The 25,451-nt window shown below is 47.5% G+C and carries 24 protein-coding genes and 1 riboswitch; of the genes, 21 read left to right on the top strand and 3 right to left on the bottom strand.

The window, feature by feature from the left end:
• Nucleotides 1–73 precede the first annotated feature (73 nt).
• From MHH49_RS06645 to MHH49_RS06635, 3 genes are all read left to right on the top strand, one after another.
• Entirely contained in the window at nt 74–838 is a 765-nt protein-coding gene (locus MHH49_RS06645; RefSeq protein ID WP_038568649.1) for an acyl-[acyl-carrier-protein] thioesterase, read from the top strand.
• A gap of 184 nt (nt 839–1,022) precedes the next feature.
• Nucleotides 1,023–1,610 (top strand): RNA polymerase sigma factor, encoded by a 588-nt coding sequence (locus MHH49_RS06640; RefSeq protein WP_036680935.1) that lies wholly within the window; start codon nt 1,023–1,025, stop codon nt 1,608–1,610.
• On the top strand, nt 1,585–2,772 hold the full coding sequence (locus tag MHH49_RS06635) for a DUF4179 domain-containing protein (protein WP_038568651.1): 1,188 nt from the start codon (nt 1,585–1,587) through the stop codon (nt 2,770–2,772). The genes MHH49_RS06640 and MHH49_RS06635 overlap by 26 nt, the downstream gene beginning before the upstream one ends.
• Nucleotides 2,773–2,878: 106 nt before the next feature.
• Here MHH49_RS06635 and MHH49_RS06630 read toward each other — a convergent pair whose 3' ends face one another.
• Complete coding sequence (locus tag MHH49_RS06630) at nt 2,879–3,796, bottom strand: AraC family transcriptional regulator (RefSeq protein ID WP_038568653.1); 918 nt, start codon at nt 3,794–3,796, stop codon at nt 2,879–2,881.
• Nucleotides 3,797–3,846: 50 nt separating this feature from the next.
• Entirely contained in the window at nt 3,847–4,293 is a 447-nt protein-coding gene (tsaA, locus tag MHH49_RS06625; RefSeq protein ID WP_038568655.1) for a tRNA (N6-threonylcarbamoyladenosine(37)-N6)-methyltransferase TrmO, read from the bottom strand.
• A 127-nt stretch (nt 4,294–4,420) separates the two neighbouring features.
• On the opposite strand from tsaA, the gene MHH49_RS06620 reads away from it, so the two are divergent.
• The 13 genes from MHH49_RS06620 (at nt 4,421) to purF (ending at nt 18,364) form a co-directional block, all read left to right on the top strand.
• Nucleotides 4,421–6,556, top strand: coding sequence for a DNA topoisomerase III (locus MHH49_RS06620; RefSeq protein ID WP_076100599.1), 2,136 nt, complete (start codon nt 4,421–4,423; stop codon nt 6,554–6,556).
• 161 nt (nt 6,557–6,717) lie between these two features.
• Nucleotides 6,718–7,941: an MFS transporter gene (locus MHH49_RS06615; RefSeq protein ID WP_052096757.1), complete on the top strand. Its 1,224-nt coding sequence runs from the start codon at nt 6,718–6,720 to the stop codon at nt 7,939–7,941.
• A gap of 91 nt (nt 7,942–8,032) precedes the next feature.
• A complete protein-coding gene (locus MHH49_RS06610) occupies nt 8,033–8,296 on the top strand; it encodes a DUF1294 domain-containing protein (RefSeq protein WP_036680925.1) in 264 nt (87 codons plus the stop codon).
• A 40-nt stretch (nt 8,297–8,336) separates the two neighbouring features.
• Complete coding sequence (locus MHH49_RS06605; protein ID WP_036680923.1) at nt 8,337–8,771, top strand: universal stress protein; 435 nt, start codon at nt 8,337–8,339, stop codon at nt 8,769–8,771.
• A gap of 233 nt (nt 8,772–9,004) precedes the next feature.
• A riboswitch (purine riboswitch) is annotated at nt 9,005–9,106 on the top strand.
• A 305-nt stretch (nt 9,107–9,411) separates the two neighbouring features.
• Nucleotides 9,412–9,897 carry a 5-(carboxyamino)imidazole ribonucleotide mutase gene (gene purE, locus MHH49_RS06600; protein WP_038568659.1) on the top strand — a complete coding sequence of 162 codons (486 nt, stop codon included), beginning with the start codon at nt 9,412–9,414 and terminating at the stop codon, nt 9,895–9,897.
• Nucleotides 9,866–10,102: a hypothetical protein gene (locus tag MHH49_RS06595; protein WP_249267791.1), complete on the top strand. Its 237-nt coding sequence runs from the start codon at nt 9,866–9,868 to the stop codon at nt 10,100–10,102. The genes purE and MHH49_RS06595 overlap by 32 nt, the downstream gene beginning before the upstream one ends.
• Complete coding sequence (gene purK / locus MHH49_RS06590; protein WP_341138047.1) at nt 10,005–11,126, top strand: 5-(carboxyamino)imidazole ribonucleotide synthase; 1,122 nt, start codon at nt 10,005–10,007, stop codon at nt 11,124–11,126. The genes MHH49_RS06595 and purK overlap by 98 nt, the downstream gene beginning before the upstream one ends.
• A 5-nt stretch (nt 11,127–11,131) precedes the next feature.
• Nucleotides 11,132–12,427 (top strand): adenylosuccinate lyase, encoded by a 1,296-nt coding sequence (gene purB, locus MHH49_RS06585; protein WP_036680917.1) that lies wholly within the window; start codon nt 11,132–11,134, stop codon nt 12,425–12,427.
• A 276-nt stretch (nt 12,428–12,703) separates the two neighbouring features.
• A complete protein-coding gene (locus tag MHH49_RS06580) occupies nt 12,704–13,594 on the top strand; it encodes a phosphoribosylaminoimidazolesuccinocarboxamide synthase (RefSeq protein ID WP_036680914.1) in 891 nt (296 codons plus the stop codon).
• Nucleotides 13,595–13,718: 124 nt separating this feature from the next.
• The gene (gene purS, locus MHH49_RS06575; protein WP_036680912.1) at nt 13,719–13,964 is read left to right on the top strand and encodes a phosphoribosylformylglycinamidine synthase subunit PurS; all 246 of its coding nucleotides are present in this window, start codon (nt 13,719–13,721) and stop codon (nt 13,962–13,964) included.
• A 5-nt stretch (nt 13,965–13,969) separates the two neighbouring features.
• Nucleotides 13,970–14,659 (top strand): phosphoribosylformylglycinamidine synthase subunit PurQ, encoded by a 690-nt coding sequence (gene purQ, locus MHH49_RS06570; protein WP_036680909.1) that lies wholly within the window; start codon nt 13,970–13,972, stop codon nt 14,657–14,659.
• On the top strand, nt 14,637–16,883 hold the full coding sequence (purL, locus tag MHH49_RS06565) for a phosphoribosylformylglycinamidine synthase subunit PurL (RefSeq protein ID WP_076100603.1): 2,247 nt from the start codon (nt 14,637–14,639) through the stop codon (nt 16,881–16,883). The genes purQ and purL overlap by 23 nt, the downstream gene beginning before the upstream one ends.
• On the top strand, nt 16,868–18,364 hold the full coding sequence (purF, locus tag MHH49_RS06560; RefSeq protein WP_036680905.1) for an amidophosphoribosyltransferase: 1,497 nt from the start codon (nt 16,868–16,870) through the stop codon (nt 18,362–18,364). The genes purL and purF overlap by 16 nt, the downstream gene beginning before the upstream one ends.
• Before the next feature lie 158 nt (nt 18,365–18,522).
• On the opposite strand, the gene MHH49_RS06555 is transcribed toward purF, so the two are convergent.
• Complete coding sequence (locus MHH49_RS06555) at nt 18,523–18,651, bottom strand: hypothetical protein (RefSeq protein WP_256717906.1); 129 nt, start codon at nt 18,649–18,651, stop codon at nt 18,523–18,525.
• Between the two features lie 369 nt (nt 18,652–19,020).
• On the opposite strand from MHH49_RS06555, the gene purM reads away from it, so the two are divergent.
• The 5 genes from purM (at nt 19,021) to MHH49_RS06530 (ending at nt 25,304) form a co-directional block, all read left to right on the top strand.
• Nucleotides 19,021–20,061, top strand: a complete 1,041-nt coding sequence (purM, locus tag MHH49_RS06550) for a phosphoribosylformylglycinamidine cyclo-ligase (RefSeq protein ID WP_076273585.1) — start codon at nt 19,021–19,023, stop codon at nt 20,059–20,061.
• Complete coding sequence (gene purN, locus MHH49_RS06545) at nt 20,061–20,678, top strand: phosphoribosylglycinamide formyltransferase (protein ID WP_076104161.1); 618 nt, start codon at nt 20,061–20,063, stop codon at nt 20,676–20,678. Before purM ends, purN begins: the two co-directional genes overlap by 1 nt.
• A gap of 206 nt (nt 20,679–20,884) precedes the next feature.
• Nucleotides 20,885–22,432: a bifunctional phosphoribosylaminoimidazolecarboxamide formyltransferase/IMP cyclohydrolase gene (purH, locus tag MHH49_RS06540; protein ID WP_038568665.1), complete on the top strand. Its 1,548-nt coding sequence runs from the start codon at nt 20,885–20,887 to the stop codon at nt 22,430–22,432.
• A 23-nt stretch (nt 22,433–22,455) separates the two neighbouring features.
• Nucleotides 22,456–23,721 carry a phosphoribosylamine--glycine ligase gene (gene purD, locus MHH49_RS06535; protein ID WP_341138046.1) on the top strand — a complete coding sequence of 422 codons (1,266 nt, stop codon included), beginning with the start codon at nt 22,456–22,458 and terminating at the stop codon, nt 23,719–23,721.
• Nucleotides 23,722–24,008: 287 nt separating this feature from the next.
• Complete coding sequence (locus tag MHH49_RS06530; RefSeq protein ID WP_341138045.1) at nt 24,009–25,304, top strand: SEC-C metal-binding domain-containing protein; 1,296 nt, start codon at nt 24,009–24,011, stop codon at nt 25,302–25,304.
• The last annotated feature ends 147 nt before the right edge of the window (nt 25,305–25,451 follow it).

Genomic DNA, 25,451 nt, shown 5'->3' with positions numbered 1-25,451 from the left:
GTGGATAGAGCAGTGGTATATGTGGATACTTCAAGTAAATGCAAGGATATTTTGCATGGCAGGAGGATAAACAATGAACAACAGTAGCAATCTTGTGTGGATAGAAGATTTTTCTGTACATGCGAGCGACACGGATTATCGTTCGCAGGGTAAGTTATCCTTTATTCTGGATATCATGCAATGTGCGGCAGACTTCGCAGTGGGTAATTTGGGGATAAGTGTGGAAGAGATTCTGAATGCAGGAATGGGCTGGATGATGATTACGTTAGATCTTGATTTTAAGCGTATTCCCCGCCCAAATGATGTGCTTAGCGTACATACCTGGAGTAAAGGTACTAAAGGGGCTTTATGGCAACGGGATTATCGTATTTTCGATGCAGATCATATAGAAATCGCCACAGCACGATCCATATGGGCTTTAGTAGATATTGAGAAGAGAAAGATACTCAGACCGAATGCCCTTCCAGTTCAGGTTAAGCACTATAATGGCGATTCAGTAGGCGATATGCCTGTTAAGGTAACGATCCCTTCTGATATTACTATGGAAGAAGCTTATCGGTATCAGGTAAGATATAGTGGGCTGGATAGCAACGGACATTTGAATAATGCCCGATACGGGGATTTATGTTGTGATGCGCTCACTTTAGCGGAATGGGATAATGCAGAGTTCACACGCTTCCGGATTACTTATCTACAAGAAGCTAAGTTTGGGGATGAACTGACTATTTTACGTTCAGCTGTAACGGATGATGGTATATATGTACGCGGTCAGAATAGTGATACTGTGTATTTTGAAGCATGTATAGCGTTAAAAGTGTCAAATAGTACGAATGAGTAATTAATTTATAAATATGGAATATTATTATAAAAGCGATTTCTCCGAACTTCAATCGGGGCAGTCGCTTTTTTTATTGAAAAACGGATAATGTTTCTAACATATTTGGAAAAATTTTTTGAGCCTGTCACAATTAAAGGGATCACATTCGTTATATAGTTGTAGTCAATAACAAGGAGGTGATTCTTTGGAACGTCGCAGCCCCGGGGTCCAAGTGAATCAAACAATAATTGAAGAGGCTATCGATCAGGTTCTTGCGGGTAACCGCGAAGCCTATAGAACTATAATACAAGCCTATGAAAGAAAGATTTATACGTATTGCTATTATATTTTGAGAAGTCATGAAGAAGCAGAGGATGCTGTGCAAGATATATTTGTAAAAGTGTATCAGGAACTCAGACGTTATGAGAAACGAGTCTCTTTTAGTGCATGGCTGTATAAAGTGGCCTATCATCATTGTCTGGATCAGGTTCGCAAACGCAAGCGAAGAAAGCGTCTGTTGTCGCTATATAAAGAGCAGCAGCCCAAAGCCTATTATAATCCTAACGATGAGGAGCCATTGCAGAAGTTATTTATGGATGACCTGACAGCCGAAGAGAGCAATCTTTTGATTCTTAAGGTGGTTGAGCAATACAGTTTTGAAGAAATGGGTCAGATTATGGATTGTAATTCAGCTACTTTACGCAAAAAATTTGAACGTCTACGCAAAAAGTTAGTCCGGCAAAGAATGAATGAAGGAGGCAGCCCTCATGGAGAAATGGCAAGATCCAACTGAAAGTCAGAAGATGGAGCACATTCGTCAAACATTCCAAAATTATGAAATGCCGGTAGACAGTTTCAGCGATTCAATTATGAAGCGAATAGGAGACGAGGGAATGGAAAAACGAGCGTCAAGAAAGAATGGAAATAAGTTCCTGAAAAAATCATTGGTGGCTGCCTCGGCAGCAGCAGTGTTGGGTGCGGGCATAATCGGTAGCGGATTTGTATCCCCGGTCATGGCTGAAACGTTGAAGCAGATTCCTGTTGTAGGAAGTATTTTCAAGGGAATTGACGATAAAGGTCTAAATGCTGCTGAGGAAAAAGGATTATCTACTGCCCCTAACCAAAGCGTTACTCATGATGGAGTGACCTTAAAGGTTACCGATGCCTATTATGACGGCTCGCGGTTGGCATTTGCGATTGAACGGGAAGGCATTGATAATGATAAGATGATGGCTGAGATGATTATTGAACCGATTGAGTTCGATCCATCGCTAACAGAACAACATGCGAAAGTGACAATGAACCAGTCCGAAAAAGGGTTGTTGGGTTCAGCAGAAGTGAAATTGCCGAATGGGAAAAAACTGGAGAGCCAAATGTCATCTTTTGGTGATGTTGAGGGAAAAAAGAATGCTATTTTATACGATTACAGAAATCTAAATAATATAGAGGCTTTGGGGGATGAATTTGAATTAAGCATCAGTGTGCCGGTTACACAAATTGCAGAGCCTTTTGTAATCAAGGTGCCGGTGAAAAAAGTAACGGAAGGAATTATCAAGCTTGATCTGAACCAAACAAAAGAGGCAGAAGAATTCAGTTATACGATTACCAAGCTGGAATTAACTCCAGCCACAAGCAGATTACAGCTCAGCGAAGAAGGTAAAGCGCCAACTGTGAAAGAAAAGGATGGATACACAACCTCTGAAATGTTCTATGAAATTGTTGATGAACTAGGCAATGCGTTCTCATCGGGTGGGTCATTTAACTTGCCAGCTATAGTCTATCCTTTGGTAGACAAAGATTTCATACCGTTCGCGCAAACACCAAAGACAATTACAGTTAAGCCGTTTACTTACTCCATCGATGAAAATCATAAAGCATTAAGGGATGAAGAGGGAAAACAAGTTAAACATTATTATCCGGAGCTTGAACAAACGATTCAGGTGGAGCTAAAGTAACTGTTAATCCCATAAGCAAAAAAAGTCCGTGTCTGCATAGCAGATACGGACTTTTTATTAAAAGAGAAGAATTTATAAGCTACACAACTATAACATCTTTATATTTCTAAAAGAACCGGTTGTCATCTATAAAAGACGACAACGTGGTCTCTTCTTGTAAAAATTCTAATGGAATATAAATTTCACTCACCGAGTTTTCGTTATCTGGTCCAAGGTACAATTCGCCATAATATTCCAATTCAAATGGAATGGACATCCTGTATTCTGTTTTCGGCAGCCAGATTCCGTAGATATATTTATAGGTAGAAGGGATATCACAAGACCGGCCTTTATGGATGAATTTCAGATAACGTATGGGTGGTATGATCTGAAGGGGGAAAGTCTGATTGTGGTCTGCTTTTATAGGACTAATTTCGCAGGCACACATGATCGAAAACCCATTACTCTCATAGTCATCTGGCCAGAAGCCAAGCTGATAATATTTTTCAGGCTGTATTCTATCCGATATAGTGGCTACCTTATTGAAAAGCAAAGGCCAAGTATCAGAAATGACGGAGAAATCATGGTCTACTTTAACTACGGGTCCTTGAAGTATAATTTCTCCGAAATCAACGAGCTGGGGGGAGAGATCACTATCAGAAAGGACTTGAAGTAGATCTTGTTCATTTAGTCTAGGGAGCAAAGGGAGTTTCGTTTCAGTAAGTCTTTTTCGAACAAGAGAGGGAGTCGTGTGCAGCATTCTTTTGAAGGCACGGGTAAAGGTCTCATAGTTACTAAAGTTATAGTCTAATGAGATGTCCTGGAGTGAGCGCTCTGGCATTCGATGAATGTCCAAGGCTGCTTCAGAGATTTTGCGTCTGGCTATATAGTCGCCGGGTGCTATCCCAGTGACTGCTTGAAATAGACGGGTGAAATGATAAAGGGAGTATCCCATTTCTTTGGAGAGGACAGCTACAGGAAGAAACGTGGTTAAGCGATCCTCAATGAGATCTAAGGCTTGAATGATTAGTTGGCGATTGTTCAAGAGATGTCCTCCCATAACAGTTAATAGAAATGGTGTCTAGCACGATTACTTCAATTATTTGCTGTCCAGTCGCCCCAAGCAGCAGCCCAATCGGGAACGGTCACTTCCATTACGCGATCTGCACTAGGAAAATAGGCTTTGATGTCGAGAACCGGTGTACCCGGATAGGCATCAAGCCCGGCCACCTCTACTATTCCAGAGTCTACATCGACGGACAGGATTGCTGCTACACTAAGCCCAATTGGATTAGGGCGAATAGGGGAACGGGAAGCAAATACTCCAGTTAAGGCCGCATCATAAGGAGGCTGAATCTGTGTAGTCTGCCGGAAATGATCATCTGCAAACTCATGCAGCCACCAAAGTACTTGGCAATGACTAAACTGAGATAAACCTTTAAGCGCCGGCCTAAATTCTGGGTTGATTTCAAGCTGCAAATTTTGTGCTGTACCTCTAACCCATCCTATAGGTACTATATTATAGCTTTCTTGTTCATTCATTGACTATGACTCCTTTCGGGTATCAGATATGATCTAGTGTATAACAGAGGCATACGGTAAAGCCTGACGATATTTGCTAACATTCATTTAATGCTATAATGAAATTTGATGTGGAAAGGGGAGCATTATGAAGACACTAGTATTGGCGGAGAAGCCGTCTGTTGCACGCGAGATTGCACGGGTCATGGGATGTAATAATAAACAGAAGAGTTATATTGAAGGTCCAAAATATGTGGTTACCTGGGCGCTTGGTCATTTGGTCGGCCTGGCAGAGCCTGAGGATTATAATAAAAAGTTTGCAACTTGGGCCTTGGAGGATCTGCCGATTTTGCCGGAGAAGACCAAGCTGAAGGTGCTGCGGGAGACCAACCAGCAATACAAGGCTGTCCAGCATCTAATGAAACGTCAGGACATTGAGGAGCTTATTGTTGCTACAGATGCTGCCCGTGAAGGGGAGCTGCTGGCTCGCTGGATTATGAATATGGCAGGGTGGAAAAAGCCATTCCGGCGGTTATGGATATCCTCGCAGACTGATAAGGCAATTAAAGAGGGATTTGCAAAACTCCGTCCGGGTCGGGAATTTGATCGGTTGTATGAATCTGCACGTTGCCGCGCAGAGGCGGATTGGATGATTGGACTGAATGTCACGAGAGCTTTGACCTGTAAGTTCGGTTCGCCGCTCTCAGCGGGACGGGTACAAACGCCGACATTAGGGATGATCATGGATCGTGAACAGGAGATTACGGGTTTCCGTTCCGTCGATTTTGAGACGCTGACTGCTGATTTTGGGGATTTCCAAGCGGCATGGCGGGCCAGTAACGGTGATGGTCGGATATTCGAAAAGGATAAGACAGCCAGCTTAAAGGATAAGCTTACAGGACGCAGCGGCCGTATTATTAAGGTACAGAAGAGTGAGAAAAGTGAACCTCATCCACTGGCTTATGATCTGACTGAACTGCAGCGTGATGCGAACCGGAAGTTCGGCTTCTCCGCGAAGCAGACCTCCAGTGTGCTGCAGCGGTTATATGAGCAGCATAAACTTGTCACATACCCGCGTACGGACAGTCGTTACTTAACTTCAGATATGACGGGCACACTCAAGGAAAGACTGGATAGTGTTGCGGTCGGTCCATATGCAGCGTTAGCACGTCCATTGCTGCGCAAGCAGCTGCCGATTACGAAACGAATCGTGGATGATAGTAAAGTCAATGATCACCATGCTATTATTCCTACAGAACAGACCGTATTGTTAAATGGTCTGAGTACTGAGGAACGTAAGTTGTATGATCTGATTGTGCGGCGTTTTATAAGCTTGTTCTATCCGCCAGCTCGTTATGATGCGGTAGCTGTAACCGTCAATGTAGAAGGCGAAAATTTTCATGTCAAAGGGACGACGGTTAAAGATGCCGGTTGGCGCGAAGTATACGGCGGAGATATGAGTAGTGATGACGAGGAGGAATCTGCGGACGAGCCGGCAGCGGGCAGTGTAAAGCTGCCTGAGCTGCGCGAAGGGGCTGCTGTCACGATTAGCCGCTGTATGGTGCGTGCTGGCCGAACGCAGCCACCGAAGCGTTATAATGAAGCTTCGCTGTTGACGCAAATGGAGAAACACGGCCTCGGAACCCCGGCTACCCGCGCGGATATTATTGAGAAGCTGGTAAGCTCCGATACGATTGAGCGGCAAGGTAATCTCCTGCATCCGACAGGAAAAGGTAAGCAGTTAATCGAGCTGGTATCCACTCAGCTACGTACCCCGGATCTAACCGCACGTTGGGAAGCTGAGCTGGAGAAAATAGCGCGTGGTCAAGGCAAACCGGAGCTCTTTTTACAAGGTATCCGCAGTATGGCACAGGAATTGGTAACAGGTGTGAAAACTAGCGGAGCAGAATATAAGCCGCATAATGTCTCTAACAGCCATTGTCCGGAATGCGGTACAAGACTACTCGAGAAGAAGAGCAAACGAGGGAAGCTGCTGGTATGTCCTGCAGATAACTGTGGTTACACCCGTGCAGGTGAGAAAAGACTATCGAATCGCCGCTGCCCACAGTGCCATAAGAAAATGGAGCTTAAAGAGGGTAAAGCAGGCATGTTCGTACAATGTCTAGGCTGTGGAATCACAGAGACCTTAGATAAGGATCACAAGCATGTTAATAAACGTGAACAGCAAAAGCTGGTGCAGCAATACAGTAAGCAGGAAAGCATTGGTTCTAACCTTGGGGAACTGCTGAAAGCAGCGCTTGAAGGACAAAAGAAGGATAAGTAGTAGGAATCATCGGATGGTTAGCTTCAATTAAAACGAATGATTAGAATAATGAAGGCTGCTGAGTGTGCTCAGTAGTCTTTTTTCTATCCTAGTAAGTTTATGTGGTCTACGGATAGGCTTTGAATTAGAATGGTAAGCAAATGAGTGGAGCAGGTGATTAGGTGGCAGCTGAGCAGCAGGCGAATCCGTTGAAAGCGGCAGATCGCCCACAGGGGCAAGGAAGCAGCAGGTTTTTCTTTTTGGTTATTGTATTTATGTTTTGGTTCTCTTCTTATATTTATGTGCCGGTGCTTTCACCATATGTTGAGCATTTGGGATCATCGTATTTTATGGTGGGTATGGTGCTTGGGATATATGGGTTAATGCAGATCCTATTCCGTATACCCATTGGCATCGGTTCAGATTATTTAAATAGGCGGCGGCCGTTTATCTATCTGGGATTGATTGCGAGTGGAGTCAGCTGTTTTCTTTTTATGTGGGGAGCACAGCCGGGTTGGGCGTTGGCAGCACGTGCGGTATCCGGGATAGCAGCATCGGCATGGGTTGTGTACTCTGTGATGTTCGCAGGATATTTTCCAAAAGAGGAAGCTGGAAAAGCGATGGGCATGCTGCAATTTACTACAGTAATCGCCCAATTGACCAGCATGATGATCAGCGGCTATATGGTAGAGCATTGGGGCTGGAATGCCCCCTTCCTGATTGGTGGAATTGTAGCTATTGCGGCACTAATTCTTGCGCTTCGGTTACCGGAACAAAAGCAGGAAAAACGGCAAAATGCCATACAGATCAAGGAGCTGGCTGGTGTCGTAAAGGAACCTCTGCTGGTAAAAGTCTCGCTGTTGTCTGTGCTGGCGCACTGTGTGCTATTTATAACGATGTTCGGATATACTCCGAACCAGGCGCTGAATATCGGAGCAAGCAAAGAAAGCTTGGGCTGGCTAACACTCGCTTTTATGATTCCGCATGCCATCGCAACGCTCTACGGCTCACGTCTGTTTGGAGGGCTGCTGGGTGATAGAGGGAAGCTTATGCTAGGCTTCGCGGGAAGCGCACTGTTTACGCTGCTCATTCCTTCTATGCCGACGTTAGCGGCGCTTTGTCTGACTCAGGTGGGGAATGGTTTTATGCAGGGACTTATTTTTCCGCTGCTGTTGAGTAAATCGGTATCAGAAATAGATCCCTTTAAACGGGCTACAGCTATGGGTTTCTATCAGGCCGTTTATGCGATAGGGATGTCAGCAGGACCATTCGTAGCAGGTTGGATGAGCTCTGTATATGGCTTGACCGGAGGATTCTGGTTAGGTGGGATTGCGGCGGCGTTGGCTACAATTTTATCCTGGGTATGGATGAAGGATACGAAGCAGAAGCAGCTAAAAGAAACTTAACAGACTTGGCAGAGCGTGTAAGGATGATTGGTTTTTTGTGCAAAAGGGGAATATAATAGAGAGAGGAAGCAAGGAGGAGGAGCCCGGGAGAATGGTCAAGGTTGTAATGTTGTGGTTTGTGGTAATTAATATTATCGGGTATGTAGTGATGTCCGAGGACAAGAACAAAGCCCGCAAAAGGCGGGAACGTGTACCTGAGAAAACACTTTTTCTGCTGGCAGCCATGGGCGGTGCACTAGGTGTGCTGATTGCCATGTACCGTAAGCGCCACAAGACGCGTCATACATCCTTCAGGATCGGAATTCCGCTTCTGCTGCTGCTGAATATCTTTTTGTACAGCTATTTTTTAAGATAATAGTCTTTAGGATTACAAACTAGAAAAAGAGGTGGCGTACATGTTATTCTCTAAAATTTTGCTAGCCTATGACGGTTCAAAGGCTTCTAATCAAGCATTGGAGCGCGCAATTGAACTCGCTAAAGTCACACCAGGTTCTATATTGCATGTCGTACACGCATTTGAATTCCCAAGATTTTTTATCGGAGAAGCTCTTGCACCTCTACCAGCTTCAGTAAATAAAGAATATTATGATTTGGCAGTGCAGACTACCGAAGAAGTGAAGGGACGCCTTGAGGCTGAAGGCCTGAATGCTGAGGTTGAGCTTTTACAAGGATCTCCTGCGGAAGTGATTTTGAAATATGCTAAGGAAAATGCTATAGACATCATAGTTATCGGCAGCCGTGGGCTTGGCGGTATACGTGAATTTGTTCTGGGCAGTGTCAGCCATAATGTAGTACAAAGCGCTCGTATTCCAGTGCTGGTTGTAAAATAATATAGAGTTCAAAGGGACGCTGATAGCGTTCCTTTTTTTCAATTTAAGGAAGTATAGGTCGTATTCTGGAGCTTAAACAACATAGAGTGTTAGAGCTAGGAGTGTACGGAAAGAAGTCTTTCTTGACAAAATAAAAGGTTGTTGAGAATTTAAATTCGTCCAAAAGCGAACATTTATTATGGTGTTTTTACCAATGTTCGTGTTTGAGTTGACATCATGTGTAGGGGATTGTTAAACTGATGTCATGAAGAGCTCGTATAAAACCGGGAATATGGCCCGGAAGTTTCTACCCGGGAACCGTAAATTACCGGACTACGAGGAAATAGGATGCTAGAATGCGATAGTTCAGTCCAGATAATGGAGTGATGCATTGTGCAGCTTTCCGCGCTTAATGCCAGTTTGGTGAGAGGCAAACGGGAGTGTTTTTTCCTAATTCCTTTACTAGTCCGATCCTCCCGCAGCAAAATGCGTCTGGACATCGGGCTTTTTTAATATAAGGAATAAGTTACACGTAATATATCAACCTTATATTATTAAGGAAAACGATAGTCATCCCTGAAGGACGAGAATGTAGTCTCTGCTTGTTCGGATTTACAAGATAAAGATATCTCATACTAGTGATTGGAAGGTAGGTCGAATCATGTCTGTGCAGGTAGCTGTCATCATGGGTAGTAAGTCGGATTGGGATACGATGGAGCACGCTTGTAGGGTGCTGGAAGAGCTGGGATTGTCTTATGAGAAGAAGGTAGTATCCGCGCACCGTACACCGGACTTGATGTTCCGCTATGCGGAGGAAGCCGCAGGCCGCGGCATTCGCGTGATTATTGCAGGAGCAGGCGGCGCCGCGCATTTGCCGGGTATGGTGGCTGCAAAGACAATCCTGCCAGTGATTGGAGTGCCAGTGCAGTCGAAAGCACTTAATGGGCTGGACTCGCTGCTCTCCATCGTGCAGATGCCTGGGGGCATACCGGTAGCAACGGTAGCTATTGGTAAAGCAGGCGCTGTAAATGCAGGCCTGCTGGCCGCACAGATCATCGGAGCGTTCGACCCTGAAGTGCAGCAGCGTGTGCAGCTGCGGCGGGATGCGATCCGCGATGAAGTATTGGAAAGCAGCGACAGCTTATGAGACCGGAGGAGCTGAAGCTGCAGGAGGCTGGCGGCGCAGCTTCGCCAGCCGCACAAGCGTCCGGTGCGGACACCGTCCGGACGCTGCTGCCCGGCTCGACCGTCGGCGTGCTCGGCGGCGGGCAGCTCGGGCGCATGATGGCGCTGGCCGGCAGCGCCATGGGGTACCGCTTCGTGGCGCTGGATCCTGCGCCGGATGCGCCTAGCGGTCAAGTTACGCCGCAGATCACGGCGGCGTATAACGACCGGGACGCGGCGCGGGAGCTGGCCCGCCGCGCGGACGTCATCACGTACGAGTTCGAGAACGTCGACGCGGGCGTAGCCGCGCTGCTGGCGGAGGAATCGTACGTGCCGCAGGGCAGCGCGCTGCTGTATACCACGCAGCATCGGCTGCGCGAAAAAGCCGCCATCGAGGCGGCGGGCGTTCCGGTCGCCCCGTACCGGAAGGTGGACAGCCTTGCGGAGCTAAAACAGGCGGCGGCTGAACTTGGACTACCTTGTGTGCTCAAGACAGCCACAGGCGGTTATGACGGCAAGGGTCAAGCTGTGATTCGTCAGGAAGAAGAGCTGGAAGAAGCTTTCCGGCAGGTTGCACCTGGTGAGGTGATTCCGGAGCTGGTGCTTGAGAAGTTTGTAGCTTTTCAATGCGAAATATCCGTTGTTGCTGCACGCAGTGCATCTGGGGAGGTCAAAAGCTTCCCGCCTTCTGAGAACATTCATGTAAATAATATTTTGCATCTGTCCATTGTACCTGCAAGAGTGTCAGCGGACATTCAGCGCAGAGCTGGCGAGCTGGCTGAGACTTTAATCGCAGGGCTGAATGCGGTTGGACTGCTTGCCGTGGAAATGTTCGTCACAGCGGACGGTGAATTGTTCGTCAATGAGCTGGCACCAAGGCCGCATAATTCCGGCCATTACACCATGGATGCTTGCGTGACCTCACAGTTCGAGCAGCATGTCCGGGCGATTTGTAATCTGCCGCTGGGCGATACAACGCTTTTGACACCTGTAGTTATGGTAAATGTATTAGGTCAGCATTTGGATGGTGCTATTAAAGCGACCTGTACACATGAGGAAAAAGATAATAAGCTGGGTATTGTACCTAAGCTTCATATATATGGCAAGACTGAGAGTAAGACTGGTCGTAAGATGGGTCATATCAATCTGCTGTGCAAGGATACCGGAGACGGCTTATCCTGGGTGGAGCAATCTAAACTTTGGAGGAACTAAAGAATATGATCGAACGTTACAGCAGACCCGAGATGCGGGCCATTTGGACTGAGGAGAATAAATTCAAAGCGTGGTTGGAAGTGGAAATTTGCGCTTGTGAAGCATGGGCGGAACTGGGAGTCATCCCACATGAAGACGCTGCTAAGCTGCGTAAGGATGCTAAATTCGACATCGCACGTATTGATGAAATCGAACAGGAAACACGTCATGACGTAATCGCATTTACTCGTGCGGTTTCCGAAAGCCTTGGCGCAGAACGCAAATGGGTACACTACGGCCTTACTTCCACAGATGTGGTGGATACAGCACTGGGTTACTTGCTGCGTCAAGCGAATGAGATTCTAGAGAAGGATATTATTAACTTTATTGAGATCCTTAAAGATAAAGCTATTGCTTATAAAGATACACCGATGATGGGCCGTACACATGGGGTTCATGCTGAGCCAACTACTTTTGGTCTGAAAATGGCATTGTGGTACGAAGAAATGAAACGTAACCTGGAGCGTTTCCGCCATGCTGCGAACGGTGTGCAATTTGGCAAAATCTCCGGAGCCGTTGGTACGTATGCCAACATTGATCCATTCGTAGAAGAATTTGTCTGCCGTAAGCTGGGTACAAGCCCTGCACCGATCTCGACACAAACTCTACAGCGCGACCGTCACGCTGAGTATATGGCAGCTCTTGCTCTGGTAGCAACCTCGCTAGACAAATTCGCTACCGAAATCCGCGCTCTGCAAAAGAGTGAGATTCGCGAAGTAGAAGAAGCTTTTGCCAAAGGTCAAAAGGGTTCATCTGCTATGCCGCATAAACGGAATCCTATTGGCTGCGAGAATATTTCCGGTCTGTCCCGCGTGATTCGCGGACATATGGTTACAGCTTACGAGAACGTGCCGCTCTGGCATGAACGCGATATCTCGCACTCTTCAGTGGAACGTATCATCCTTCCGGATGCAACGATGCTGCTGAACTACATGCTGAACCGTTTCGGAAACATCGTGAAGAACCTGACTGTATTCCCAGAGAATATGAAGCGTAACATGAACCGTACCTTCGGCGTTCCTTTCTCTGGCCGGATCTTAACCAAGCTGATTGATAAAGGCTTCAGCCGCGAGCAAGCGTACGATACCGTTCAACCACGTGCGATGCAAGCTTGGGAAGAGCAAAAGCAGTTCCGTGATATCGTGGAAGCCACACCTGAAATCACTAATGTCCTCACCCCAGAAGAGATTGAAGATGCATTTAACCCTTCTTGGCACCTTAAGCATGTGGATACCATCTTCCGCAAGCTAGAACTTATCTAAAAAAGATAAGTTAGTGGTGAACTAAGGAGCTAGGAATAGTACGAGCGGTTAATGTTGTGCATAATTGAAATGCAACTGGTCGATAAGGAACGGAGAGAAATTTTGGAACTGTAGAAGCGTTAGCGTTCGCCTTTATTCTCGGATTTCTACCACTGGCAGTGGTTCAATCAGGAAATCTGAGGATAACAGCGATCGGAAGTCCAAACATTCCTCGGAGTTACGCCTTTGAGACCAGATAGTTATTAGGAAGATCATTAGTTCAAGGGAGGAAAGGTCATGACATCATCGGCCGTATCCACAGCCGTGGAACTCATCAATGCGCCGCTGCTCTACAAAGGGAAGGTTCGTGAGCTATACGATTTAGGGGAAAATGTACTGATCGTAGTTACGGATCGGATATCTGCTTTTGACTATGTGCTGGACCCGGCGGTCCCTGAAAAGGGCAATGTGCTTAACCGTCTGAGCGCGTTCTGGTTCGGACAGACTAAAGAGCTGATGGAGAATCATGTCGTTCATATTGATGTGGATCTGCTCGGCGACGTAGTTAAGGACAAAGAGGCCCTCAGAAACCGTGTCATGGTGGTACGCAAAGCGGAGCGTATTGATATCGAATGCGTAGTGCGTGGATGCATCACTGGCGGCGGCTGGAGACAGTATCAAGAAACCGGCAAGGTAAATGGTATTGAGCTTCCTGCTAACCTCCGCAAAAACGCGCTGCTGGCAGAGCCGATTTTTACCCCTGCGGCTAAAAATGATGTAGGTCACGATGAGGATATTCCGTTTGAGAAAATGCAGGAATTAATCGGAGCTGATCTGGCGCTTGAGCTGCAGGAAAAGAGCTTAAAGCTGTTCGCTTTTGCTAGAGAGTATTGTGCTGAGCGTGGGATCATTCTTGCGGACTGCAAATTCGAATTCGGCTTGTTGGACGGTAAGGTGATTCTGATCGATGAGATTTTTACACCGGATGCTTCCCGCTTCTGGGCTAAGGATAAATACGCGCTTGATATTGAAATTGATAGTATGGATAAAGAGCCTGTTCGTACGTATCTATCTGCATCTGCCTGGGATAAGAATAGTAAACCTGATCCGCTCCCAACTGAAGTAGTAGAAGAAACTACACGGCGTTATCTGGACATTTATCATCGTCTTACTGGCAAGTCTTTATAGTTCAACATAGTGTGTGCACTCATGGGAATAAATTCAGTATATATTTTTGAAGCTAAATGTACTCATTGTAGAATTTCAGTTTCAGAGGGTATGCTCATTAAAATTTAGGAGGAACTACAAGCATATGTTAAAAGCGACGGTATATGTCACCATAAAGAAAAGCGTTCTTGATCCACAAGGGGTAGCAGTACAAGGAGCACTTCATTCGGTAGGCTTCCAAGAAGTTGAAAGCTTGCGTATCGGGAAATATATGGAGCTGACTTTGGATACGGATAACCGTGCTGAAGCGGAAGTGCGTCTTAAGGAAATGTGCGAAAAGCTACTTGCCAACACGGTGATCGAGGATTACCGCTACGAATTGGAGGACTAAACGACATGAAATTTGCTGTACTTGTCTTCCCAGGCTCCAACTGTGATATTGATTGCTACAAGGCGGTAGAGGACAGTCTCGGCGAACCAGTCGATTATGTGTGGCATACAGCGACGGATTTGTCGGCGTATGATTGCATTTTGGTTCCAGGCGGATTCTCATATGGTGATTACCTGCGCTGTGGCGCGATTTCCAGATTTGCTCCTGTTATGGCGGAAGTTGCTAAAGCAGCAGAGCAAGGGAAATACGTGCTAGGCATTTGCAATGGGTTCCAAATTCTTACTGAGGCTGGTTTGCTGCCAGGTGCGCTTCGCCGCAACATGTCGATGAAGTTCCGCTGTCACGATACAGTGCTTAAGGTTGTTAATAATGAAACCCCATTTACTATTGACTATGCTAAAGATGAAGAAATCATCATCCCAATCGCACACGGTGAAGGAAACTACTATTGTGATGACGAGACTTTGGCAGAGCTGAAAGCTAACAATCAGATCGTGTTTACCTATAGCGATAATCCTAACGGCTCCGTAGCCGATATTGCGGGTGTTAGTAACGTACAAGGGAATGTGGTTGGCATGATGCCTCACCCTGAGCGCGCGGCTAATAGTTTACTTGGTTCAGAAGACGGCAAAAGAATGTTTACATCCATACTGAAGACTTGGAGGGATCGTCATGACGCAGCAAGTATCCGTTAAGGAACCGACCGCAGAACAGATTGCGGAGCAGAAAATTTACAGCCAGTTCGGTGTGTCGGACAGCGAATATGAGCTGATCAAGTCTTTTATGGGACGTTTGCCGAACTACACTGAAATCGGCGTATTCAGCGTAATGTGGTCCGAGCACTGTGCCTATAAGAACTCCAAACCACTCCTGAAACGTTTCCCAATTTCCGGACCACGTGTCCTGATGGGACCTGGCGAGGGCGCAGGGATTGTAGATATCGGTGACAACCAAGCGGTTGTTTTCAAAATCGAAAGTCATAACCACCCTTCAGCGGTAGAACCTTTCCAAGGTGCGGCAACGGGTGTGGGCGGGATTATCCGTGATATTTTCTCCATGGGCTCCAGACCTATCGCAATCCTCAATTCACTACGTTTCGGGAAGCTGGAAAGTGATCGAGTAAAATATTTGTTCGAACATGTTGTGTCTGGTATTGCAGGTTATGGTAACTGTATCGGGATTCCAACGGTTGGCGGCGAAATCATGTTTGATGATAGCTATGATGGCAATCCGCTAGTTAATGCAATGTGTGTGGGTCTGATCGATCATGACAAAATCCAACGTGGTGTAGCTAAGGGTGTAGGCAACCCAGTCTTCTATGTAGGCCCTCCTACAGGACGTGATGGAATTCATGGTGCTACTTTTGCATCGGTAGAGCTTAGTGAGGAATCAGAAGCTAAACGTACCGCTGTACAGGTCGGCGATCCATTTATGGAAAAGCTCGTAATGGAATCTTGTCTAGAACTGATCGACAGCGGCATCGTTATCGGGATTCAGGATATGGGTGCAGCGGGTCTTACATGCTCTAGTGCGGAGATGGCAAGTAAAGCAGGCAACGGTCTGGAGCTATATCTTGATCAGGTGCCACAACGTGAAGAGGGCATGACGCCTTACGAAATGATGCTTTCAGAATCACAAGAACGGATGTTGTTCGTCGTTGAGCCGAAGGATGAGGCCCAGGCACAAGAGATTTTTGACCGCTGGGGTGTTATCTGCTGTAAAGTCGGTAAAGTTACGGATGATGGCCGCTTGAAATTGTATCATCACGGCGAGGTTGTTGGTGACATGCCAGTAACGGCGCTCGTGGATGAGTGCCCAGTATATAATAAACCCTCTGAGGTTCCTGCTTATTATATTGCGAATGAAAAGGTAGATACCCTTCGTTACGAGGAAGTTACAGATCTGGGCGGTGCATTGCGTACAGTACTTGGATCACCAACCGTAGCAAGTAAAGCATGGGTATACAATCAATACGATTACATGGTGCGGACGAGCACAGCTGTACGCCCTGGATCTGACGCGGCTGTAGTTACCATTCATGGTACTCGTAAAGGACTTGCGATGACTACAGACTGTAATGGCCGTTATGTTCATCTTGATCCTGAAGTGGGCGGACGTATTGCAGTCAGCGAAGCGGCACGCAACATCGTTTGTTCCGGTGCTGAACCGCTGGCTATTACGGATAACCTGAACTTCGGAAATCCTGAGAAGCCTGATGTGTTCTGGCAAATGGAGCGTGCGGTTGATGGTATGGCTGAAGCCTGTCGTGTGCTGGATACTCCGGTTATCGGTGGTAATGTCAGTCTTTATAACGAAAATACTACGGGTTCCATCTATCCAACGCCGGTTGTCGGCATGGTTGGTTTAGTAGCGGACACGGATCATATTACGACTCAAGGGTTCAAGCAAGAAGGAGATTCTATTCTTCTGCTGGGAGTGACCAAGGCTGAGCTGGGCGGCAGTGAATTCCAATATGCTGTTCATGGTGTGACCGAAGGTCGTCCTCCGGCTTTGGATTTGGCTACTGAGAAAAAACTGCTGAACGCAGTCCTTACCTCAATTCGTGGCGGTCTGGTGCGTTCCGCACATGACTTGTCCGAAGGTGGACTTGCCGTAGCACTTGCAGAGAGCTGTATCAGCGGCGGAATCGGAGCGAACGTTGAGCTTTCAGCTAACGGTCTTAAATCTGATGTAGCATTGTTCAGCGAAAGCCAATCACGCATTGTGCTGACAGCAGCTCCTGAACGTGCGGAAGAGCTGACAGCAGCGATTGCAGCCAGCGGTGTTCCAGTGGAGATCATCGGAACTGTAGGTGGAGACAGACTGCGCGTAAATCTGGACGGCGTGTCCGCACTAGATGAAGCTGTAGCAGAATTGAAATTCGTTTGGGAGGATGCTATTCCATGTCTTATGAAATAAAGACCGGGAAAGAGCAGGAGACTCCTATCCTGTGGACTGGTGACTTTTACAATGAAGGAACGGGCTCGGGAGATATTTTTGACACATTAAAAGAAGAATGCGGCGTTTTCGGGGTCTTCGGACACCCGGAAGCGGCGTCCATGTCTTATTACGGCTTACACGCCTTACAACACCGTGGGGAAGAAAGTGCGGGAATCTGCGTAGCAGACGGCCGCGATTTCAACTATCACCGCGGGATGGGGTTAGTAAAAGAAGTATTCGACAAGGACAAAATTGCCTCATTGGTTGGAGACATGTCCATTGGGCATGTACGTTATTCCACCAGTGGGGACAGCCGCTTAACCAATGCGCAGCCACTGGTATTTAAATATCGTGACGGCGATTTGGCGATTGCTACGAACGGCAACATAGTAAATGAACCGTTGATCCGCAAACAGCTGGAGCAAAGCGGATCGATCTTTCAAACTACGAGTGATACAGAAGTGCTGGCGCATCTGATTGCCCGTTCGCCAAAGGATTTTGTTGAAGCGGCAAAAGATGCGCTGCAGCAGCTCGTTGGCGGGTTTGCTTTTCTGCTTATGACAAATGACAAGTTAATTGTCGCTTCAGATTCCCATGGCTTGCGTCCGCTAGTGATGGGACGGATTGGTGAAGCTTATATTTTTGCTTCCGAGTCCTGCGCATTAGAGGTCATTGGGGCACAGCTGGTTCGAGATATTGAGCCGGGCGAACTGCTAGTCCTCGACAAAAACGGCCTCTTAGAGGACCGTTTTACCGAACCCAAACGTAAAGCGCTGTGCGCGATGGAGTATATTTACTTCTCACGCCCAGACAGTGATATGAACGGCTCTAACCTGCACTCCGCCCGTAAGCGGATGGGTAGCCGCATGGCACTGGAAGCTTTTGTCGATGCTGATCTCGTAACCGGTGTGCCGGATTCCAGTATTTCAGCAGCCATCGGGTATGCCGAGCAAACGGGAATTCCTTATGAGCTTGGGCTCATTAAGAATAAGTACACTGGACGGACCTTCATCCAGCCGAGCCAAGAACTGCGTGAGCAAGGTGTGAAGATGAAGCTGAGCGCCGTGCGCAGTGTAGTTGATGGCAAACGTGTCGTTATGATCGATGATTCTATCGTTCGTGGCACGACCTCACGCCGAATCGTCAATCTGCTTCGGGAAGCGGGAGCTGTTGAAGTGCATGTGCGGATTACTTCACCGCCGTTCAAGAATCCTTGCTTCTACGGCATTGATACACCAGACCGCCGCGATCTCATCGCGTCCTACAAGACCATTGAGGAAATGTGCGAAGAGATCAACGCCGATTCCTTGGCATTTTTGTCGCCGGAAGGCTTAATCTCTTCCATTGGTGGACACAACAAAGATGACTACAAAGGCGGACTTTGCCTTTCTTGCTTTGATAATGATTACCCGACGCAGGTTGATTTTGGCGGGGCAGAGAAAGATGGCTGCTCGTGTTGACATCCCCCTAAGTCCCCCTTTCAAAGGGGGATTCCGAAGGGCTCTGCCCTCCGGCCACCCGAAAGCTCGGCGGTAGGAGTTGGATTATAACTTGCTAAGAAGACTTGGGTACGAGTGCTCGCTTTGTCCCTGTGTGCTGCGCACGGACGGGACACGCTTTACGGCGCTTCGCCCCCCGGCTGCATCCGCCGCCGGGGCTGGCTCGCCAAGCTTCCCTCTGTTTGCTTCGCAAATACGAGGGCCGCTTGTCTCGCTAAGGTGGCGCTCGATTGCACCCTAAGCGCCAAGAGCAGCTCCCCAAGCTCGTCCCTGTTTGCTACGCAAATGCGCTACTCGCTTGTTTCGCTAGAAGAGGTTGCATGGCGCAGCTCATGCACCGAGGTCTTGAGGTCCGTGTGCAAGGCGCGCACTGCGGCTTGCAGTAGGGACGAAGCGGTGGTTGGAGGGAGTTATGGAGAGGAAGTTTGGAACTGTAGAAGCGTAGCGTTCGCCTTTATGCTCGAATTTCTACCGCTCAGCGGTAAAAAATTCAAAGGAATTCGAGCATAACAGCGATCGGAAGTCCAAACATTCCTCGCAGTAACTCCCCTACAACCACCCAAAAGCCGAATGCGCCCAAACGCGCTCTAAACTATTAAAAGATGAGGTGTCCAATAGTGTCGGAAGCTTATAAAAACGCCGGAGTGGATATTGCGGCTGGTAATGAAGCGGTAGAACGCATGAAAAAGCACGTAAAACGTACTTACCGTCCAGAAGTAATGACGGATCTTGGTGGGTTCGGAGCACTGTTTGGCCTCAATAAAGATAAATATGAAGAGCCAGTGCTTGTATCGGGAACTGATGGTGTAGGCACAAAGCTCAAAATCGCATTCGCGGCGGATCGCCATGACACGATTGGCATCGACGCTGTAGCTATGTGCGTGAACGACATTGTAGTGCAAGGTGCAGAGCCACTCTTTTTCCTCGACTATCTGGCTTGCGACAAAGTGGTGCCGGAGAAAATCGAAGCTATCGTAGCTGGAATCGCTGAAGGCTGTCACCAAGCGGGTTGTGCACTGATTGGCGGCGAAACGGCTGAGATGCCGGGTATGTATTCAGCAGGTGAATATGATATCGCTGGATTCACAGTGGGCGTAGCTGACAAAGCGAAGCTGGTAACAGGCGCTAACATCGCTGCTGGAGACACAGTGATTGGTCTGGCTTCCAGTGGTGTGCACAGCAATGGCTTCTCGCTGGTGCGTAAGCTTTTGCTTGAGCAAGAGGGTTATGGTCTGAAAGACGTGCTTCCTGAGCTTGGCGCTCCGCTGGCGGATGTACTCCTTGCACCAACTAAGATTTATGTGAAGCCTTTGCTGGCACTGCTGGAGCAGCTTCCGGTAAAAGGTATGGCTCACATTACGGGTGGCGGATTCATCGAGAATATCCCACGCGTATTGCCTGATAATGTAGACGTGGAGATCAATTACGGATCATGGCCGATTCTGCCAATCTTCGGATTGATGCAGGACAAAGGAAACGTGAGCAACCGTGATATGTTCACTACTTTTAATATGGGAATTGGTCTTGTTCTGGTAGTTAGCGCTGCTGATGGAGAACGCGCTCTTGAACTGCTTAAAGCTAGCGGAGAAGAGGCGTATATCATTGGTAAAGTAACAGAAGGGGAACGCAAAGTAACCTTTACTGGAGCTGAAGTGTGATGCAATCAAGTCGAATCGCTGTTTTTGCTTCGGGGCAGGGCAGCAATTTTGCAGCACTGATCGAGGCACAGAGAGCAGGCTTGCTTGGAGACGGCAGGATTGAATTGCTTGTCTCGGACAAGCCGGAAGCGCCTGTAGCACAACGTGCGGAGGATGCGGGAATTCCCGCCCTCCTGCTGCGGCCAAAAGACTTCGCCAGCCGTGAGCTCTACGAAGCAGAGATTGTCGCAGAGCTTCAGCGGCGGGAAATCGGGCTGGTTGTGCTGGCAGGGTATATGCGCCTCATTACACCAGTGCTTTTAACGCCGTATGCGGGTCGGATTATTAACATTCACCCATCGCTGCTGCCTGCTTTTGCTGGAAAGGATGCGATCGGACAAGCGCTGGATTATGGCGTGAAGCTGACGGGAGTCACTGTGCATTTTGTCGATGGAGGTATGGATACCGGGCCAGTTATTGCTCAGCGTAGCGTAGTTGTGTTGGATAACGACACGGCGGATTCATTGGCGGAACGGATTCATAAGGTTGAGTATGAGTTGTATCCTGAAGTGGTTGGCGCTTTCGCCAGCGGGAAAGTGGAACTGAGTGGAAGAAAGACGATTATCCGCGAAAAGTAAGCCACACTGTAGCCATTCGAAGTTTTGGATCGACATTTGGTGACAGGCGGAGAGATTTCAGGGTATTTCTCGGGAAATATTGCATAAGCGGCATTATGTGTCGTGTAGTAGGTAATAGAGTCAGATTCTTTCTTATAGTAATTTCCCAAGCTTTTAGATGTCATCACATTAAATCGCACGTACAACCCGAAGGAGGACTATTCAAAGTGAGTATCAAAAGAGCGCTAGTTAGCGTATCGGATAAACAAGGTATCGTGGATTTTTGCCGCGAGTTGTCTGCATTAGGCGTAGAGATTATTTCCACAGGTGGAACAAGCACGCTTTTGGCTAAGGAAGGTGTTCCAGTCATCGGTATTTCCGATGTTACAGGATTCCCGGAAATCATGGATGGACGTGTCAAAACCTTGCACCCGGCTGTACACAGCGGATTGCTAGCGGTTCGTGACAATGAGGAACACACGCGTCAAATGAAAGAGCTTGGTCTGGACTACATTGATCTGGTAGTAGTAAATCTGTATCCGTTCGCGGAAACCATTGCTAAACCGGATGTATCGTATGAAGAAGCTATCGAGAATATCGATATCGGCGGACCGACGATGCTGCGTTCTGCGGCGAAGAACCATGCTTTTGTAAGTGTAGTGGTAGATGCTAACGACTATGCTACAGTGCTTGAAGAGGTTCGCGCAGATGGAGATACAACGCTGGAAACACGCAAACGTCTTGCGGCAAAAGTGTTCCGTCATACGGCGGCTTACGATGCCTTAATTTCCGATTATTTGGCTAATGTTACTGGCGAGCCGCTTCCTGAGCGCTACACCGTGACTTATGAGAAAATTCAGGATCTGCGCTATGGCGAGAATCCGCATCAAAAAGCGGCTTTCTATCGCAAGCCTTTGGCTGCGGGGGATACTCTTACAGCAGCTGAGCAATTGCATGGCAAAGAATTATCCTACAACAATATCAACGATGCTAACGCAGCGCTGCAAATCGTGAAAGAATTTGAAGAACCTGCTGTCGTAGCCATTAAACATATGAATCCTTGTGGTGTAGGTGTCGGTGAAAGTGTATACGAAGCTTATCAAAAAGCTTACAACGCAGACCCAACCTCTATCTTTGGGGGTATCGTGGCAGCTAACCGGATTATCGATGCAGACACTGCTACTCTGCTGAAAGAGATTTTCCTCGAAATCGTATTGGCGCCAGGCTTTACGGAAGAAGCACTGGAAATCCTTACGAAGAAAAAGAACCTGCGTCTGCTCAAAATCGGCAATCTCAGCACGGCTAGTGCGCGTAAGAGCAGCTTCGTAGTTACCTCTATTGATGGAGGAATGGTTGTACAGGAGAGCGATGTGCATTCTGTGAACCCGGATGATCTACAAGTTGTTACGGACCGTAAGCCAACCGAAGAAGAATTGAAACAGCTGTTGTTCGGCTGGAAGGTAGTTAAGCATGTGAAATCTAATGCGATTGTATTAGCTGCTGATGATATGACAGTTGGCGTAGGTGCAGGGCAAATGAACCGCGTTGGCGCAGCTAAAATTGCGATTGAACAAGCTGGCGAGAAGTCCAAAGGATCAGTCCTTGCCTCTGACGCCTTCTTCCCAATGGGAGATACGCTTGAAATGGCAGCCAAAGCAGGCATTACCGCAGTTATTCAGCCAGGCGGCTCCATTAAAGACGAAGAATCGATCAAGGTCGCGAATGAGTATGGAATTGCTATGGTCTTCACAGGCGTCCGTCATTTCAAACACTAGAACGCTGGGAGGATTTTATTCTAATGGATATTTTAGTGGTTGGCGGCGGCGGCCGGGAGCATGCGATTATTTGGAGCCTGTCCCAAAGTCCCAAGGTTGGTAAAATCTATTGCGCACCCGGCAACGCCGGGATCGCGCAGCTAGCAGAATGTGTGCCTATCGGTGTGTTTGAGTTCGACCGTCTGACGGCTTTTGCAAAAGAGAAGGAAGCAGGTCTTGTTGTAATCGGACCGGATGATCCGTTAGCAGGGGGCATTGTGGATGCTTTTGAAGCACAGGCTATTCCTGTGTTTGGTCCACGTAAGAATGCAGCTGAGATCGAAGGCAGCAAAACCTTTATGAAGGATCTTTTGCACAAATATAATATTCCGACAGCAGCCTATGAAAAATTTGATGGCTATGAAGCTGCACTGGCTTACTTACGCGAGCAACCGCTGCCGATCGTAATCAAGGCAGATGGGCTTGCCGCAGGAAAAGGCGTGACCGTTGCCTATTCACGGGAAGAGGCAGAGCAGGCACTAGCTGATATTATGGTAACCAAAGTGTTTGGTGAAGCTGGCGCTCAGGTTGTCATTGAAGAGTTCCTAGCGGGTCAAGAAATGTCGATTTTGGCTTTTGTTGATGGAGAGACAGTTCGCCCTATGGCTGCCGCTCAGGATCATAAGCCTGCTTACGATGGAGATAAAGGTCCTAATACCGGTGGAATGGGCACCTATTCGCCTCTGCCGCATATCGACGAGGCGATTATCCAAGAAGCGATTGAGACCATCATTAAGCCAACAGCTAAGGCTATGGTAGCTGAAGGCCGTTCATTTAGCGGCGTTTTGTTCGCAGGGCTGATGATTTCTCCAGAAGGTAAACCAAAGACCATTGAATTTAATGCCCGGTTTGGGGATCCGGAGACACAGGTCGTGCTGCCTAGATTGAAGAGCGACTTGTTAGAAATCTTTTTGGCAGTAACCGAGGGCAAACTTGCGGATATCGACATTGAATGGAGCGACGAAGCAGCGGTGTGCGTGGTTCTCGCTTCTGGAGGATATCCAGGCTCTTATCCTAAGGGAGTGCCGATCGAAGGGCTTGAGGACAGCCAAGGAGGGCTGATCTTTCATGCCGGTACAGCACGGGGGGCAGCTGGCAGCTGGGTAACGGACGGCGGACGGGTCTTAGGCGTGGTAGGCCTGGGTGCTACGATTGCCGAAGCACGTTCAGCAGCCTATGCTAGGGCTGAAGGAATCTCTTTTTCCGGGAAACAGAATCGCAGCGACATCGCTATGAAGGCTCTGGTATAAGGATAAAGCACTGTATCTAGCAATTTTTTGCGCTTTAAGTCCTAAAAAAGGACTGACAAGTGATAGAAGAAGTGCTATAATACTACACGTACGGGGGAAAATGTGCGGATATATACAGATAAGGGCCTTTCCGATCATGGGAAGGCCCTTTTAAATCGGAGTCCTTCAGACTTTGTGCAGTAACCTTATAAAGGATGCCTCGTGCCTGAAAATGTTGATACTTATAGTGCATACTAGCGATACGCTTATGGCGAATGGCTACTCACAGATTTAAGGGGGAATTCGTTTTGAGTAAGATTGGAAGAAATGATATGTGTCCTTGCGGAAGCGGGAAAAAATATAAGAAATGCTGCCTAGGGAAAGAAACTTCTGCAGTGGAATCCATCATGCGACTGGTAACAACGGAAGAATCCGCTGCTACTGTGGCTGTGGCCGAGAAACCAGAAGCGGCAGCCATTTCTGAAGCTAAACTTACCCTAACCACGCTCAAAAAAAAGGTGTCACGTGATCTGAAATGGGAGCATCCGGCGCATGAACAATTGGCTATGCACCTTATTGAAACCATGAGAGACAGCTATGACCGGGAGCTAATCTGGGAAGGTCTGGTTCTATGGAATGGTTATTCCCGTCACATCAAGCCTGCAGTGAAGAAAATGGGCTCCTTCTGCGCGGCTATCGAATTTATCTTGTCTGAGGAATATGGTTTCCTTCAAACTCAAGCTGATCTAGCGATCAAACATGAGGTTACTGCACCTACCATCTCCAGAAAAGTTAAAGAGATGCTTAATTATGTCGAACAGTACGGCATGGGCGGGGCAGAGGAAGAATTACTTTTGCTCAACGTTTCAGGTACTCCGAAGGATCAGGAACAGGCTTTGCTGCAAAAAGCAATGGAAACTAAAGCATCCAATCGTCGGATCCAGCTAGCAGAAGCGGCATTGGAAGTTTATCCGGACAGTCCGGACGCCTATCTCATTTTGGCTGAGGAAGCCGAGAATGAAGCAGATGCCCGTGCTTATCTGAAAGCAGGGATGGAAGCGGGTGCGCGTGAGCTTGGAGAAGCCTTTTTCACTGAGAACAAAGGACATTTCTGGGGTCTTTACGAGACACGTTCTTACATTCGAATCTGCAAAAGCTACGCTGACTCCTGCTGGTTTAGCGGAAATGCAGAAGAAGCACAAAAGACGTTGGAGCACATTCTAGAATTGAACCCAGAAGATAACACAGGTGCGCGTTACCTTCTAACGGCAACGTACCTTTACACTAATAAGCTTAAGAAGACTGAGAAGGTACTGGAGAAGTTCGGCAAGGATGCAGCTGCAACAGTAGCATATGACCGTATGGTTTTAGAATATAAGAAGAACGGGATTACTTCCCAGCTCAAAATGCTCTACCGCGTGGCGAAGAATGTGAACAAGCATGTGCCAGATTATCTGTTAGGTATCAAAAGATTGCCGCATAACCTGCCTGATTTTGTAGGCGTGGGTGACGCTAACGAGGCTATCGAATATGTTATTGTACATTCGCGTTTGTGGACAAGCTTACCAGACCTGGTGAAGTGGATGCTGAAGCAACAGAACTAGTAGGTTTCAAAGCGTAGGGATAGCAAATATTAGTAAGAGACTATAGGGTTCCTTTAGTCTCTTTTTCTTTATCACTGATTAGGATGCTTGAAAAAATGTCCTCGGGAGAGTATGTTACAAGAAGTAGAATAACAGATAGATAGTGAG

Origin of the sequence: Paenibacillus sp. FSL F4-0122 (assembly GCF_038002845.1) — a bacterium.
GTDB lineage: Bacteria > Bacillota > Bacilli > Paenibacillales > Paenibacillaceae > Paenibacillus_AQ > Paenibacillus_AQ odorifer.
The sequence above is the reverse complement of the archived record's forward strand: the minus strand, read 5'-3'. Positions and strand labels throughout refer to the sequence as shown.